Annotated in this window: 14 protein-coding genes; 7 read left to right on the top strand and 7 right to left on the bottom strand. The window is 56.2% G+C overall.

From position 1 onward, the window contains the following. The first annotated feature begins 667 nt into the window (after positions 1–667). The 6 genes from RUESEDTHA_RS17695 (at position 668) to RUESEDTHA_RS17670 (ending at position 6,028) form a co-directional block, all read left to right on the top strand. Positions 668–1,168, top strand: a complete 501-nt coding sequence (locus RUESEDTHA_RS17695) for a hypothetical protein (RefSeq protein WP_255431811.1) — start codon at positions 668–670, stop codon at positions 1,166–1,168. Between the two features lie 111 nt (positions 1,169–1,279). Further along, positions 1,280–2,011 (top strand): metallophosphoesterase family protein, encoded by a 732-nt coding sequence (locus tag RUESEDTHA_RS17690; protein ID WP_255431810.1) that lies wholly within the window; start codon positions 1,280–1,282, stop codon positions 2,009–2,011. Positions 2,012–2,243: 232 nt separating this feature from the next. Then, positions 2,244–3,692, top strand: a complete 1,449-nt coding sequence (locus RUESEDTHA_RS17685) for a mannose-1-phosphate guanylyltransferase/mannose-6-phosphate isomerase (RefSeq protein WP_180887994.1) — start codon at positions 2,244–2,246, stop codon at positions 3,690–3,692. A 5-nt stretch (positions 3,693–3,697) separates the two neighbouring features. After that, positions 3,698–4,792 carry a glycosyltransferase gene (locus RUESEDTHA_RS17680; protein ID WP_180887993.1) on the top strand — a complete coding sequence of 365 codons (1,095 nt, stop codon included), beginning with the start codon at positions 3,698–3,700 and terminating at the stop codon, positions 4,790–4,792. An 85-nt stretch (positions 4,793–4,877) separates the two neighbouring features. Continuing rightward, the gene (locus RUESEDTHA_RS17675) at positions 4,878–5,144 is read left to right on the top strand and encodes a hypothetical protein (RefSeq protein ID WP_180887992.1); all 267 of its coding nucleotides are present in this window, start codon (positions 4,878–4,880) and stop codon (positions 5,142–5,144) included. Continuing rightward, on the top strand, positions 5,141–6,028 hold the full coding sequence (locus RUESEDTHA_RS17670) for a hypothetical protein (RefSeq protein ID WP_180887991.1): 888 nt from the start codon (positions 5,141–5,143) through the stop codon (positions 6,026–6,028). The genes RUESEDTHA_RS17675 and RUESEDTHA_RS17670 overlap by 4 nt, the downstream gene beginning before the upstream one ends. Here the strand turns inward: RUESEDTHA_RS17670 and RUESEDTHA_RS17665 are convergent. From RUESEDTHA_RS17665 to RUESEDTHA_RS17635, 7 genes are read right to left on the bottom strand one after another with little or no spacing between them, the layout of a single operon-like run. Then, positions 5,987–7,192: a hypothetical protein gene (locus RUESEDTHA_RS17665; protein ID WP_180887990.1), complete on the bottom strand. Its 1,206-nt coding sequence runs from the start codon at positions 7,190–7,192 to the stop codon at positions 5,987–5,989. The two genes, RUESEDTHA_RS17670 and RUESEDTHA_RS17665, sit on opposite strands and share 42 nt — an antisense overlap. 8 nt (positions 7,193–7,200) lie before the next feature. Then, positions 7,201–8,265, bottom strand: coding sequence for a glycosyltransferase (locus RUESEDTHA_RS17660; RefSeq protein ID WP_180887989.1), 1,065 nt, complete (start codon positions 8,263–8,265; stop codon positions 7,201–7,203). After that, entirely contained in the window at positions 8,262–9,182 is a 921-nt protein-coding gene (locus RUESEDTHA_RS17655; protein ID WP_180887988.1) for a sulfotransferase domain-containing protein, read from the bottom strand. Before RUESEDTHA_RS17655 ends, RUESEDTHA_RS17660 begins: the two co-directional genes overlap by 4 nt. Then, positions 9,179–10,492 (bottom strand): lipopolysaccharide biosynthesis protein, encoded by a 1,314-nt coding sequence (locus RUESEDTHA_RS17650; RefSeq protein WP_180887987.1) that lies wholly within the window; start codon positions 10,490–10,492, stop codon positions 9,179–9,181. Before RUESEDTHA_RS17650 ends, RUESEDTHA_RS17655 begins: the two co-directional genes overlap by 4 nt. Positions 10,493–10,533: 41 nt before the next feature. Further along, a complete protein-coding gene (locus tag RUESEDTHA_RS17645) occupies positions 10,534–11,949 on the bottom strand; it encodes a polysaccharide biosynthesis/export family protein (protein WP_180887986.1) in 1,416 nt (471 codons plus the stop codon). Next, positions 11,939–12,580 carry a YjbF family lipoprotein gene (locus RUESEDTHA_RS17640; protein WP_180887985.1) on the bottom strand — a complete coding sequence of 214 codons (642 nt, stop codon included), beginning with the start codon at positions 12,578–12,580 and terminating at the stop codon, positions 11,939–11,941. Before RUESEDTHA_RS17640 ends, RUESEDTHA_RS17645 begins: the two co-directional genes overlap by 11 nt. Next, positions 12,577–14,679, bottom strand: coding sequence for a YjbH domain-containing protein (locus RUESEDTHA_RS17635; protein WP_370456812.1), 2,103 nt, complete (start codon positions 14,677–14,679; stop codon positions 12,577–12,579). Before RUESEDTHA_RS17635 ends, RUESEDTHA_RS17640 begins: the two co-directional genes overlap by 4 nt. A 322-nt stretch (positions 14,680–15,001) precedes the next feature. Here RUESEDTHA_RS17635 and RUESEDTHA_RS17630 point away from each other — a divergent pair, with 322 nt between their 5' ends. Beyond that, positions 15,002–15,274, top strand: a complete 273-nt coding sequence (locus tag RUESEDTHA_RS17630) for a hypothetical protein (RefSeq protein ID WP_180887984.1) — start codon at positions 15,002–15,004, stop codon at positions 15,272–15,274. Positions 15,275–15,292 lie beyond the last annotated feature (18 nt).

Here is a 15,292-nt window from a genome sequence, read left to right as displayed (position 1 = left end):
GGGATGGAGCAGCCCGGTAGCTCGTCAGGCTCATAACCTGAAGGTCGTAGGTTCAAATCCTACTCCCGCAACCAGGTCGGAAACCTTCAAAGCAGCCCGCATCACTAAAATTGATCCACTCGATCAATCGCCTAACGATCAAACCGCGTCAGCCTCTTAACCTCAAGGGCAGACGAGGAATAATGATCCATCCAGCAGATCAATCACCCGACGAACGCGCAACGCGCCGGGCCGAAGGTGAAAAGACAAATCTCTGAAACCAACTTTAGCGAACCAGCCGCCACAGGGCGGCGTTTGTCGTTCTGGGCCTATCCCGCTGTAAGCACTGTGGAAGCACCCCGGGTAGGAAATCCAGCCTTGATTGCCACAGTTGCAAAGTATCTCACCAGATACCAATAACCGATCAAATCGCCAAAACGAAAATCTGTCCAACGGATAGTCGTAAAGCCGATCGTAACAGCGATTTCTCATGTTCTCGTTATACGCCAGCGCGTTCGTAGCAACGGGCTGTGAAACATTTGCCGTTGCCAAGAAATTTATTCATTTATTAGAAAAAATCAAATTAAATAATTGATTTAAAACATAAAAATGACACGCTCAGCCCGCGTGATCTGCAATACATCTTTCTAGTTCCACCCAGACCGCAACTGGAGCTGGAGATGTCGTTATGTCGGGATTGGGTGTTTCGCCGCGCTTAAGTGTAAGAGGATCTCGTGCACGGATATTGGTGATTTTTCTGGTCATTAGTGCCTTGGTTTTTGGTATGGATTTCCAGGCCGCTGCTAATACCCAAAATCCGTATGTTGTCGGCAACGATCGGGGTGGATACTTGCACGACCGGTTGATCGAGTTGGAGAACTTACAGCGGAACCGTGTCTTGGTTGAAATACGCGGCCGGGTCTGTTTTTCAACATGTACGATGTTTCTTGGGTTGCCGGGCACTTGTGTCGATGCCGAAACAATCTTTGGTTTTCACGGACCATCGCGAACTGGTCGCAAACTTCCAAAGAAAGATTTTGACTATTTCAGCCGCGTTATGGCGGACTATTATCCCGAACCGTTGAAGTCATGGTTCATGAACAAGGCTCGGAACCGTATCAGTGGTGTGTATAAAGTTAAAGGCGCCGAGCTTATTCGAATGGGGATATCCCCTTGTAGAGAGGTGTGATCGGTCCTTGCTTGCTCATAGGCGTACGCGCGGCTATCACTCACAAGCCGGAGCGCGTACCGGCCAAGCCCACAAGTTTGTGCACTAAAGGTCAAAGGGAATGCTGCGATAGTGCTGTCTTCGTTGCTCAAACGATTTAATCGACCAGCGGCTTTTTCGACGCCCGATCCGAATACTCCGGTTTGCATAATCGGGGACGTCCATGGGTGCATTGCCCAGTTGGAAAAAATGCTATTCCAAGTTCCGCAGGATCATCGCGTCATCCTTGTAGGGGACTATGTAGACAGGGGAGAGCACAGCGCCGAGGTGCTGCGTCTTGTCAGCGAGCGTTCAGACTTTACCTGTCTCAAGGGAAATCACGAACAGATGTTGCTGAAGTTTCTGAACGATCCCACCAGTCATGGACCACGGTGGTTGCGGTATGGTGGATTACAAACACTGTCCTCTTTCGGCGTTCGCGGCGTGAGATCAGAAATGAACGATGCCGAGTTGCAGGACTGCCGCGATAGGTTGGAAGACGTCATGGGCCAAGACATGCGCCGTTGGCTTGAGCAACTTCCCACATCGGACTTGTCGGGCAACGTCCTTGTGACCCACGCCGGTGCGGACCCTAATGTTCCGGTCGATCAGCAAAAAGAAGAAACTTTGATCTGGGGGCACCCGTCTTTTCAGAAGTCGGATCGCAGCGATGGGGTCTGGGTCGTGCATGGCCATACAATAGTTGATGCGCCGAGCGCTAAACGTGGTCGCATTGCTGTTGATACCGGAGCATTTGCAACTGGCACCCTTAGCGCCGTATGCCTTGACGGAAGTGAACCCAGGTTTGTTTCGGTAGCTCACTGATGACAGAAGCAAACGACGCAATTGGCCGCTAGTTTCCTGTTTACCTTTGGCGACAGAAAGACCCACCGCATTGTAAAACTGCACTGAAGACGCAGCGCAGGCTCAAAGATTGGGCGGTGCTTATTGTTTCATCCTGATTGCGCGTGAATTCTACCTCCTGCAATTCATACCCTTGTCAGCACCAGCCTCATTTATTAGGACCACCCCAAGTAAATCAAATTTCGAGCTTTTTATGTTGATAACACCTGTCCTTCTCTGCGGTGGTTCCGGTACTCGGTTGTGGCCTTTGTCCCGGAAAAGCTATCCAAAACAATTTGTTCCGCTTGTTGGCGAGGAAACTTTGTTTCAAGCGTCGGCGCGGCGTCTGTCTGGGAAAACCGCAGATTTGCAATTTGCGGCACCAGTCGTTCTTACCAATTCGGACTTTCGATTCATCGTTGCCGAGCAACTGCAATCAATTGGTATTGATCCAGGCAAAATTCTGATCGAGCCGGAAGGGCGCAATACCGCCCCTGCAGTTTTGGCCGCTGCGATTCAGACATTCAACGAAGACGAGAATGCGGTTCTTTTGGTCGCTCCGTCCGATCATGTGGTGCCAGACTCCGATGCATTTCAGGCCGCCGTCGCCCGTGGATTGGATGCAGTGGCAAAGGGTCAACTGGTGACGTTTGGCATTACTCCGACGCACGCGGAAACAGCCTATGGGTATCTGGAGCTTGCCTCGGCGCCGGACAGTGATGGATCACCGGTCCCGCTGAAACAGTTTGTCGAAAAACCGGATTTGGCCCGCGCGACCGAGATGCTGGCCGCCGGGAATTTCAAATGGAACGCTGGTATTTTCCTGTTCCGCTCTGCCGACATCATAGCGGCATTCCGGCAGTACGCCCCAGAGCTTATAGAGCCTGTTCAGGAATCGGTTGAAACCGCAACGCCCGATCTTGGCTTTTTGCGTTTGAACCCGGAGCATTGGCAAAAAGCCAAGGATATCTCCATCGATTATGCCGTGATGGAAAAAGCCGACAACCTGTCTGTTGTTCCTTTTGACTCGGCGTGGTCTGATTTGGGTGGCTGGGATGCGGTCTGGCGTGAAAGCGGCCCCGACGAACAGGGTGTTGTCACGAATGACGGCGCCACAGCGATTGACTGTCACAACACGCTGTTGCGGTCGGACAGTGAACAGCTTGAAATCGTCGGTATCGGCCTGGAAAATATCATCGCGGTTGCGATGAATGATGCGGTTCTAGTGGCGGATGCTTCGCGGGCTCAGGACGTAAAACAAGCGGTGTCTGCGCTGAAGAAGAAAAACGTTCCTCAGGCCACCGCATTTCCAAAAGACCACCGTCCCTGGGGATGGTTCGAAAGCCTTGTTGTTGGCGATCGTTTTCAGGTGAAACGCATTTGTGTGCATCCGGGCGCATCCCTTAGCCTGCAAAGCCATTTTCATCGGTCCGAACACTGGATCGTGGTTGAGGGCACGGCGCGTGTCATCATCGACGACACTGATCAATTGGTGACTGAAAATCAGTCAGTCTATATCCCGCTGGGTGCTGTCCACCGTATGGAAAACCCGGGCAAGGTACCGATGGTCCTGATCGAGGTGCAAACGGGCGTGTATGTCGGCGAGGACGACATCGTCCGGTACGAGGACAAATACGCGCGCGGCCAGGGCGCTAAGGGCTGACCCTCGTGAAAGTCGCGATTGTTCATTATTGGCTTGTCGGTATGCGCGGCGGCGAAAAGGTGCTTGAGGCGTTCTTGGACATGTATCCGGACGCCGTCATCATCACCCATGTCTACGACCCCGAAAAAGTCAGTGCAAAGGTACGGCAGCACGAAGTTCGCGAGACTTTCATCGGCCGGTTGCCGGGGGCGAAGAAGCACTATCAAAAGTACCTTCCGTTCATGCCCATGGCGCTGGAGCTTATGGACATGCAAGAGTTCGATCTGATCCTGTCCAGTGAGTCCGGACCTGCAAAGGGGATCATCCCGCGCCCTGATGCGACGCATATCAGCTACTGTCATTCACCGATGCGATATATCTGGGATCACTACCATGTGTACCGCGCGCAGGCCGGACGTGTCACGCGGCTGGCAATGCCTATCATGGCCCATAAACTGCGTATCTGGGATGTGTCGACTGCCGCTCGGGTCGATCAGTTCATCGCCAACTCGTCCTTTATCCGTCAGCGTATCGGCAAATACTACAGGCGGGATGCGGACGTAATTTTTCCTCCGGTCGATACCGAAGAATTCCAGATCTCGAATAAGGTTGGTGAGCACTATCTGCTGGCCGGGGAAATGGTGTCGTACAAACGGGCTGATCTTGCGATTGATGCGTTCAACCAATCGGGCAGAAAGCTGGTCGTCGTGGGCGACGGCGAGATGCGAGAAACGCTTGAGCGTAAGTCGGGGCCGAACATCACCTTCTTGGGACGGGTCCCGTTTCCTGAGCTTAAGAAGCAATTCGCAAATTGCCGCGCGCTGATTTTCCCCGGTGAAGAGGATTTTGGGATCATCCCGGTCGAAGTCATGGCCAGCGGGCGTCCGGTGATCGCTTATGGGCGCGGTGGTGCGCTGGACACCGTGGCCGAGGGCGTCAGCGGTTTGCTTTTCAATGACCAGACCGTCGAAGCACTGAATGCCGCGATCGACAGGTTTGAAAAGGATCCGTCCCTGGTTGGTTCGCCACAGGACATTCGCGCGCTTGCGCAAGGCTTTGATACCTCCGTTTTCAAGGAAAAGATGTCGGGGCTGATTACCCGAACCCTACAGGATGCCTGAACCCGCAACGCACGTAGTGCTTTGAGGTCGTTAACTGGTCTTCCCTAGTGTCCCGCTGATTGAATAACACAGCGAGATCTGAACCATGACGAACCCCTTCACCAACCGCGTCTCCAGCTTGTCCGGTCCCGCGCGCGATATTGCGCCGGTCACGCCTTCCGACACCGCAGACCTGCCGGATGCGGCCATCGGGCTGTATGTCGAAGCGGGCGGCACTGTGGTGTTGACCACCGTTCGCGGGCAGATGCGCACGGTTGATGTGGCGGATTTCACGATCCTGCCGGTCGGTGTTCTGCGCGTCCACGCAACCGGCACGACGGCGGCAGGCATCCACGCAATGGTGCTGGCATGAAGCTGACTCAGGATATTTCCGTGACGTCGCATCCGTCCCGCAGAAGGCCCGCCGCGGCCCTGTCGCTTGATTTCAAGCGGCAGGTCTATCGGCGGTCCGGCACGCCTGTCGCGCTGGGGTCGGTCCTGACCTTTGCGCGGGGAACTGCGGCGCTGCAGGTGAACGCGTCGGGCGCTTTGGAAACCGTTGCCGCGGACGTGTTGCGGCGCGAACACGCGTTTAGCACAGGGGAATTCCAAGGGGCGCTGTTCGAGCCTGAGGCGACGAACCTCCTGCTCTATTCAAATGACTTTGCCCAGCCCTATTGGGCTGGCTACGCCGCCAAGCCCAGTTTCACCGGGGGGCAACCGGCGCCCGACGGGTCCCTGACCGCGATGAAGTGGAACTGCGCGGATACGACCGGAGGGGCGGGCGGCAAGCGCGGGGGCATTCTGAAACCCGACACCGCCCCGGCCGGAGTCGCCACGGCCAGCGTCTGGCTACGCGCCAGCGCGCCGGTCACGATGCGCTTTGGACATTCGGATGGGACGTCAAAGACCATCTCGGTCACGACCCAATGGCAGCGGTTCACCTATACTGAAACGCTTCCCAACAACCAAAACCGCATATTCATGCTGTATGAGGACGTGAACGCGGATATCGACGTCTATATCTGGGGCGCTCAGGTGGAATACGGCAGCGCGGCCACATCGAACATCGCCACCAACGGCAGCACCACCACCCGCCTAGCGGATCAGCCCGGCCTGACCGGATTGACCGGCGTGTTTGACCTAACCGTCACCTATGATGATGACAGCACGGATCGGTTTGATGGAGAAGGTGTGAACGAAGGGTGGTGGCCTCTAATGCGGCGCATACGTATCAAACGTATTTTGTTGTCGTAAGTTAGTTTGGCGTCGTGACTTGGCAATTGCCTGTCTGCTTTCCACCGTCGTTGAAAGACCAAGCAGCAGCCAGACATAGGGCCGAAATATCGAACTCATCCCCATCATTACCAACATCATGATTACGAGGCTTGACGACAGTTCCCAATGGCCGCGGCTATGAACGCGCCAAATTGTTCTGAGGAAGAAGGCAAAAAGAAACGCGGTTGGAATAACGCCAACATCAACGGCAAGTTCCAAAAAGACGTTCGTTATGGGCTTGTCGTCAAGTCTCATCCACCAACGGTCGCCAATGTACTGCGCCAGATCGCGTTCAGATAGGACTTGGGATACTTGGCCGGGTCCAATTCCCCAAAGCAAATTTTCGGTCAACAAGTCCCAGCCGATCAAGAGGCGAGGCCAACGGTTTCCTCCTCGTTCAAGGAAAAATCGAATTTTGTCGGGGCTTTCGATAAACCCGAAGATTGTTGAAGAAAGTAAGTTGTCGCTGCCAGTAACAAGAATTGAAGGCAGAAACAGAATAACTGGGAGAAGGCACAACAGAACCAAAAGCGCGGAATTTGGTCTTTTGATGAAATTGGCAGCGAAAGCCAAACCAACCGTAGCCAGTAGAGTTGCCGACTGAGTAATTATCAAAAATGCGAGTATGAAAAGAGCGTCAACTGAAGTTACTTTTCTCAGAACATTTCGCGCGGCTATCACCAAGTAAGGCACTGAGGCCAGAACGAAGTAGGAAGGCTCGTAATAAAAAAGATCAATTCGACCGCCAACTAACAGCCAGAGTAGAAGTCCAACTCCAATTTGGACCCGGAATGCTATCGCGTAACCTTCGTACACTGCGGGCCAAGAAATTTTCTTTCCAACAATCTGTCCAGCAAAATAGAAGCTGACGATTATCGAGATCCAGTGGCCATACTCCAGCACTGATCGAAAGCTGAAGTGCACCGCGCAGGCAAGGAAAGACAACAACAGAAAAACAAGTAAAAGACGGCTGGGGTTAAAAACCTCCTTCTGCAGAAGGACAGGCAAACGAGTTATAACGAAGCCCAGCAATACCACGATGCTCAAACGAAGGCTTCCGCCGCCGACTGAAACGGCGACAACGTCAAAGCCAGCGGCAATGACAAAAACGACTAAATAAGCCTTCCACTTATATAGTGCCATTCTTCTATTCACTTCGCTTGCTCAAAATAGCCAATCGTCTTCGCGGCTGCCTCAGACCATTGATAAGCCTGTGCAGCTTGCATGTTCGCCCGTATCTCGGGCGTTTCTGCCGTTGGCAGGGGTAACGCCTGCGTCTTGCGTATCGCCTCTGTCCAGGCGGTCTTGTCGTCGGGGTCCAGAAAGGGCACGTCCATGTCCTTTGCCACTTCGCGCAGGGCATCCGCTGTCGAGGACAGGATACGCGCGCCGTTCAATGCGGCCTCGATGATGGGAAAGCCAAAGCCTTCGTATTTCGTTGGAAACAGGACAATCGACGCCTCACGGTAAAGGCGGGCGAGCTCTTGGTTTGGGATGGCCGAGCGGAACTCTACCGTCCCGGTGGCCCTGCCCAAAGCGACCGAGCTGCGCAGCTCGTCCCCGGGGGACACCACGATCAGGCGCCATGGCGAGGCGGGGCTTGCCGCCGCCCATGCCTCGATCGCCAGCTCCATGTTCTTGTGCAGCTTGGGCGCGCCCACAATCAGCGCGGTTTTGGTTTTCGTGAAGGGCGGCTGCGCCATCGGGAAATGGTCAGAGCCGTGGTGGATGACCTGAATGGATTTCGGCGTTCCGATCTGGCGCAGGAATTCTTGCCGGGTGAAATCCGAAACACAGATAATCCCGCGTGCGTTCCGGCGCAGGTGTTCCATCATCAACCGGCTTGCCACCCGCTTGGGGCCCGGTGTCGGAAACAGGTCTTTCCTCAGGTGCAGCAGATCGTGCACGGTCACCACGAAAGGGCCGCGCCAGACGAACGGAACCCAGTAATTCGTGAACCAAGCCAAGTCACATGGACCGACAGCGCGCCTGAGATGCCGCTGTTCGTCCAGACTGAACGGCGCGATTTCCAGCCGCAACAATTCGACGTTTTCATAGGCGGCTAGCAGGTCAAGATCGGGGTGATCGTTGTCGGACCGCACACCCAAAACGAAGGTCCAGCCCGGTCGGTTAGCCACCATATGCGGCAGGATCGATGCGATATATCGGCCAATGCCCGATCCCCAAGGCAATCGTGCGTCTATATAAAGCCTCATCCCGTCGACCCCTTCCACGCGGACAGATCGCGGTTCAGCAGGGCCTCGAGCCGGTCAATGTCGGGGCGGAAGGCGGTTGTCATCTCGGCACGCAGTTCGGGGCTTAGCTCGGCGCGGGGGCGTTTGACGTTCAGAAACCGTTTGAGGGAGGCGACCAGCTTGCTGTCACGGGCCAGCAGGGTCTTTCTGAGCGACGTGACAAGCGGCGCAATGGGTTTCGGCGGCGCCAGAAGGAAGTGCGACAGGCGCGGAAACCGTTGGGCGTGGGCGGCATTGCGCGGGGAAAAATCAACCCGCTCGTCATCGTCAAGGCCGAGGAAGCCCAATACCTCAAGCCAGACAGTGCGCGGGTCATCGCGGAAGTCGTCAAAGATGATCACCATGCGCTGTTCCTCGGGGATGAGCGCGAAGAACCTGTCGATCTGATCCGCGAAAGACGCGATGCGCCGATAAAGTAGACTGTCGGGGCGGTCGTCGCTGGCCGCGTCCCAATCGGCCTCGCGCCGGGTCTGATCCGCCCAAGCGGTTGCGAAATCCTTTTGCTTTTCCAGACCGGTATAAAGTTGCTCCATATGAAAGGCGTGGGCGACCTCGACCGGGCTGCGCAGGATGGCGATGTATTTGGCGTCTGGGGAATAGGCCAGGCTTTGCCGGATTGCCTGTTCCGACCTTAGATAGGATGTCGTCCCCTCGGCGATGATGCGGTGTTTGGCGGGGTCAGCCGGGGCAAACAGCGCCTCGTACTCCTCGACCGTTTCCGCGCGCAGGGCATGTGGTTCGATGCCCAGGTCGGTGCACCAGAACAAGGGCTCCTTGGGTTTCGAGAAATAGACATCCGCGCGTTCGGACAGGTATTCGGCAATGGCCGTGGTGCCGCATTTGGGCGCGCCGATCAGAAACAGGTTGGGTTTGGTCATCTTGCTTTTTGCCAAAGGGAAAATATGGACGGATCAATTCCAAGTCGGTTTTTAACCGTGAAAAGAAGCGTGATGTGGCCGGCGGCGCGCAATCCGGCCGAGCACACGGCAGCGCCCATCATGCCAAAATACTGGGTCGCCGGAACAAGCGCGATCAGGCACACAAGGTTGAACCAGATTAGGCGTCGGAACAGCAGGTTTTCCTGTCCGGCAAGCTCTAGGATATTTGGAGCGGGGCCGCACAAAACGGCAATTAGAAAACCAAGACCAAGGACCGTCAGGGCCGGGGCTGCGCTGGCGAAATCCGGGTTCATCAGCGTAAGGATATCACCGCCAAAGAATACGATGATCAGGAAACAAGCCATCGTCGCCGCGCTGACCAGAAAGACTGAGTACCGCAGCGATGCCTGCATATCTTCGTATTGGCCGTTGGCGTGGCCTTTGGCGACCAGAGGTGCCACAACCATGGCCGAGGCCAATGTGAAAAGATCCAGCACAAGCGCAATGCGAAAGGCGGCAAAAAATGGGCCGACCGCGTCTGGGGACATCATAACGCCCAGAATGACCGGGGCCAGTACTGGCCCGCTGACGGTCTGGATCATGGACGTTCCCCAAAACGGTAGTCCGTTTCGCACGCGTCGGCGGGATTCTGACATCAGACTGCGAAAGGAAGGTCTGCGGCGTAGAATTGGATCGCTGACCAATTGCGCACCGATCAAACCCAAAAGCGGCAGTCCAAGTATCCACAAAGCAGCCGTGGCTGAAACGGTGAAAGACGCAATCAAGGCAATCGCGCACAGGGTCATTACCGCTAGCCGCCAGATTAAGTCTCTCGGGATCAGGGCAAAGGCTATGGACCGGTACCCGCGAAAAAAGTGAACCGTGTTTTCCGCCAGGGCAAGGGTGACAGCCAAACCCGCCATCGCGACAAAAACCTTCGGATCAAGCTCGATCCATCCCATGTTTCGGGCTGGCCAAAGCAACAGCACGAAAAGAAACGTACCAAGGCAGACAATCACCGTGCTGGATTGCCCGGTCAGGGCTAGCCTTGAATCATCAGCATTGCCATGAGCAATTGCCGCGTCTTTCAGCGACATCATGCGCTGACCAAATGATCCGGCGACGGCCAGCAGGGTTGCCAGCGAAAAGCAAAACCCGATGATCCCGAAACTTTCGGTGTCGGTGACCCACGCAAGGACGGCGAACATGGCTAAAGACAACCCAGCGGCCGAGCCTTTGATCAGCACTCCGACAAAACCGCCTCCGAGAAGGCGCATCAGTCGTTTGTTGCCATTGATCCGCTTAAGCATTGACATATCCGTCGTTCTTTACCCCTTGGAATTCGCGTTGCTTAATCCACGGCCGCGACCAGAGGTGTGGTGATCAGCGAAGGTGTAATCTGGCTGATGGTACGGCCCCAACGCGTGACAGGGTTTTCGGCGATGAAGATGATGTCATTGTTGCGCAGCTCGAACTGCGCCGCCATCGTCAGTTGTGCCGCGTTGCGGATATCAAGGTGCCAGGCGGTTACAGCGCCGAATTCGCGGGCATCCTGCGAGGCGCGCAGGACATAGACCTCGGACGCATCGCCGGTTTCTTTTGCGATCCCGCCGCCGGTATCAAATAGGGCATCCGCCAAGGTCGCAGAGTGACCGAACGGCAGCGCGTACCGACCCTGGGTTCTCACCTCGCCGCTGAGATAGACATAGTCGCGGTCCACGGCGTCCAGCTCAACCGATTGGATGAAGTTGTCGCGGCGCTCGTCCAGATCGTCCCGGCGCAGATTGACGGCAGTCGACAGTTCCTGCAACGCGGTTTGACGCCCTTCCAGAACCGTTTCCCGCAGTTGGATCTGCTGCGCAAAATAGCGCTCGGCGCGGTCCAGATCATAGTCGGTATCCACAAAGACCGAGTCATCTGCGATCAGGTTCAGGTTCTGCAGATCGGTGCGGGTATAGAGATCCTCCATCGGGATCTGATACATGCGGCCATCGCGGTAAATCCGCACTGAGCTGTTGTCGATATCGCTGACCGAGACCGATCCCGCAGCAGACAGTGCCTCGTTCAACGTCAGTTGTGTCAGGGTGATCGGTTGCACGCCCGGCTGACCGACAGCCCCCCCGACTGAGACACGGCGGGAGTTGAACTCGGCAATCTCAAGGCTGAAGGTCGGGTCGATCTGGTTTTCGACCAGACGCTGGAACAACAGCGCCTCGGCTTCGTCCACCGTCAGACCAACCAGCCTGACGCGGCCGACGTCGGGGATGTTGATCGACCCGTCGTCCTGTACGGTGTAGCCATTGCGGCTGTTCTGGGCGGCAAGCAGGCCCGACAACTCACCCGCCGTGCCTTGTGTGGAGGGGGTCGACAGAACCAGAACGTCGCCAATCCCGATAGTATAGGGGCCCGGGTTTACCTGCGGGGGCGGGTCCAGTTGCAGACCGGCACGCGATCCGTCTTGCGTTGACGGTGCGTCGGGCAGGGGCCCGAGACCGCGCTGGCTGGCGCTGGATCCCGACCCGGCCGAAAGCTGAAAGACCGATGGCAGGGTCTTTGGCGAATAAGGCGACCGGTTGGCAACAAGAACGGTCTCGGGTGTGACTGGCACCACCCGCACTTTGCCGTTGTCTGAGACACCGGCAGTCACAGATGAACTGCGATAGATGGTCGAGCATCCTGCGATCAGACTGCCAAGCGCCAATGCGCTGAGGATGAGTGGAAAGCGACGCACGCTGTGTCCTCCGCTGTTCAGGGGTTTACGTTTCATCCGGCACGACCTTCATGACTAAGTTTCCAAGAAATGCGCCCGTCCATTGCGAAGACTGGACGATTGTGCCGCTGCTGTTTTGCACCCAGTAGGTGTTTGTGAAGTTGTCTGCCAGCCCATTACAGCGCTCTTGTTTCTTTATTGTGGCAACTGGAACGCCAAGCAGGAAAATCTCTTCGGACCGGATCGTCGTGACCTGGCAAACATAGGCATGAAGCTCGATCTCATCGTTGCCATTCAGAAAGCTGTGGAAACGCTCGGCCTTGCCGTCGACGCCACCAAGGATCAAGTCGGCGCTTTGGCGGATGTCCGACCCCGCCATGCCAGAGCCAAACCCTTTGGTCGAGGTCAGAAACCCTTGTTCCAAGGTGATCGTGGCCCCGTCTGCCGTCAGCCATGTTTGAACGCCATCCCGTTCAATCTCAAGCAACATGACACCGCTGAGGTCGCGCGACGGGAACCCAACTTCAAGCCGGGGTGGGATTGGACGGCGGGCTGCTAGCGTGTTGGCGCGGGGGTGGAAGCGGGGTGCGTTGGGTTGCAATGCGCCAAGCAACAGATCCATATCCTGTTGCGCTTCACCGCAAGAGGTCAGAAACAGCCCGGCAAGGACGGCGCGCAATACCTTCATCGCCAGAACCTTCCCCAGCCGCGGGACAATTGTTGCGAGCGGGCCTCGCGTGTCACCTCGTACAAACGGTTGCGCACATGCAGCCGTGCGCCGCCATCCCGCAGAACCGGGCGGATCGTCTGGCTGAGCTTGTTACGAGAGGGGCGGCCTGTCAGCCACGAAACGGGAATTTCCAGCCGGACGCCCTTGTCGAACGAACCCTCGCCGAAATCCTCGAAACTGACGTCGGTTAAGGTAAAGAAAGCGCCGACGGTGAAGCCGTTGTTGAATTCCCGGTCCAGGGTGAAGGTCGCGCCGTAATCACCGGCCAAATAGCGGCCGGCATCCACCTGCGCGTGGAATTCTCCGGGCAGGTCGTAATAGGCAGACACGTGTCCGGTCGCGACCGAGTAGTCCTGAAACCCAAACAGCACATCAAAGTCGCGCTGCGCCACGTAATTAGCCTCGACCCCAAGGGCCAGACGGCTGTCGGTTGGATACCACAGCAATTCCGCCGACACGCCACCAAACATGGTTTCCAGATAGCCCAGCGTGGTGCGCGCATAGAGGTTTTCAGCGGGGCGCCACAGGTATTCAGCGGTCATATGTTCGACGCGCAGATTGGATTCCTGTGCATAGATCGGCCAGTCGGACCGAACGCGCGGCAGCACCGAATCCGAGACGCGGGTGGTGTCGTCAAGCGTACTGATGATCGGTTGCCGCAGCCCCGTCGACAGGGTGAAGCCGGGAGACAGAGTATAATCCAGCCCCAGTGCCGCGCCGATTTCATATCTCAGCGGGTCATCGGGATCAAAAAAAGAGAAGTTCAGGTAAGGTCCGAAGCGATAGGAAAAATGCGGGTAGGCGTCGGTGATAACGCCCCCTTCGACCAGCGGAATTGTGTCCGAGATTTCGGCCCGCGAAAAACTGCGCCAGGCGTTGTCGGGATCATGCTCAAGTTCGTAAAGATCGTCCCTGTCGACCCGCACGGCACTGAGTGGCACGCCGTTGGACATCAGCGCAATATCGAAGTGTTTGGTTTGGGCGGGTTGTTCGTTGGCCAGAACCCGTGCCGTTCGTCCAAGTGCCTGCGCCGCCTGACCATAGGCTTTGTTCTCGACCCCAACCTGAACGGTCTCGCCCGTTTCAGATAGGTAGACCAGCCTCAGCCCTTCCTTCTGCAGCGCAGATTGCAACTGGTCTCGGACATCCGTCTGATTGCGTGGCGCGCGCGCATTTACCTGTTCGGGCGGCAGCAAAGGCGGCGGTGACGCCCCTTGCCCACCCGGCGCGACAGTTTTCCGAGGGTCGATGAAATAGCTATAAGTCAGGCCCAGTGTGGTGCCGTAAAGAACAGAGGTTGTGAGCTGCGAACCGTTTCGAAACCTGTATTGAACACCCAGATTGATCGGGGATCGGACCTTGAAGTCAATCCGGTCCCGTTCCTTCTGGTAAAGGTCCGGAGAATATTCCGCCAGAAACGTCAGCCGGTCATTGTATTGCCAGCTCGCCCCTCCGAACAGTGCCGCGTCCCCCTGAAACCAGTTGCCGAAATCCAGACGACCGGTTTCCTCGATCGTTCCGGCGCGGGGATCGTCACGGGTATCAAATCGGCTGCTGATCAGACTGAGTGGGTTTTCAAAACTGCCTCGGCCCGCTAGTCGGCCCCAGCCGATCCCGCCGGTCAGCTTGAACCGATCGCGTATCGTCTTGGTTGCGACAAGATATTCAGCGGCGTAAATGCCGGTGCCGCCAAAATCCCTTAGACCGACGACAACGGCGGGGCTGTGCCTGCTTTCTTCTCTCAGACGAAAATGAAGGTCGAAACTGCGATCATAGCGATCGCCCTGTTCGCCATCATACCCCTGAATATAGGCGTAGCGGAAACTGCCGTGGACCCACGGCAGGATCTGAAAGGTCATCGTCGCCCTGAACGTGTCACGTAACCCCGCACCAGTGAACACAAGGCTGCCGTCGTCAAACATTTCGGCGGTCGGAATCTCAAGCAATCCCGGGGTTCCATAGGTCGAAACCGACTGCGCTTGTGCCACGCTTGCGACGCCAGCACACACCAAAGCCAACAGGCCGGATCGTCCTTGTGAAACCGCTCGAATCTTCACGTCAATGAATCGCTTTTTTCTCTGGCTCTGCTTAGCCGCTTTTAAATACAGGGTCTTTGTTCAATTCTATTTCGGAAGAATTCGTTCGCCTTTATCGGGAATCTGCAAATTCCTTGGCCGGTTAGCGTAGTTTTTGAGCACTTAAAAGCGCCTATTGATCACTTTACGTTACGCAACCTTCGTGTGTTGGTGGCAAATTTTGTACAAGTAACTGAAAAAGTATCATTCTTTTTGATTTTGATATTATTTGTGTAACGCGGCATTCTCAGCGCCGATTGGGTGTGATAGCGTCCGCTCAACAGTTTCTTTAAGGAGATTCACGATGATCAGAATGTCTCTTCTGGTACTAACCCTCTCAACCACAGGGCTGTATGCCCAAACTGCGACCCCGACCCCACCAGCAGCCGAGGCTGCAGGCAACGATGCAGCGGTGGTAGGTGATGCAGCCGACGCTGCCGAGGAGGCCGGTGTGACCGGTTTCGTCCCTCTTGTCGCTCCTGCGCTGGGTGCGCTGGCTGCTGCGGCAGGATTGGCAGCAGCGGCTGGCGGCGGAGGTGGGTCTTCTCCGTCGACAAGCACCACGGGCACCAACTGACCAACGGCCCTTATTGAT

Source organism: Ruegeria sp. THAF57 (assembly GCF_903914075.1).
Taxonomy (GTDB): Bacteria; Pseudomonadota; Alphaproteobacteria; order Rhodobacterales; family Rhodobacteraceae; genus Ruegeria.
This window is presented reverse-complemented; position numbering and strand designations above follow the sequence as displayed.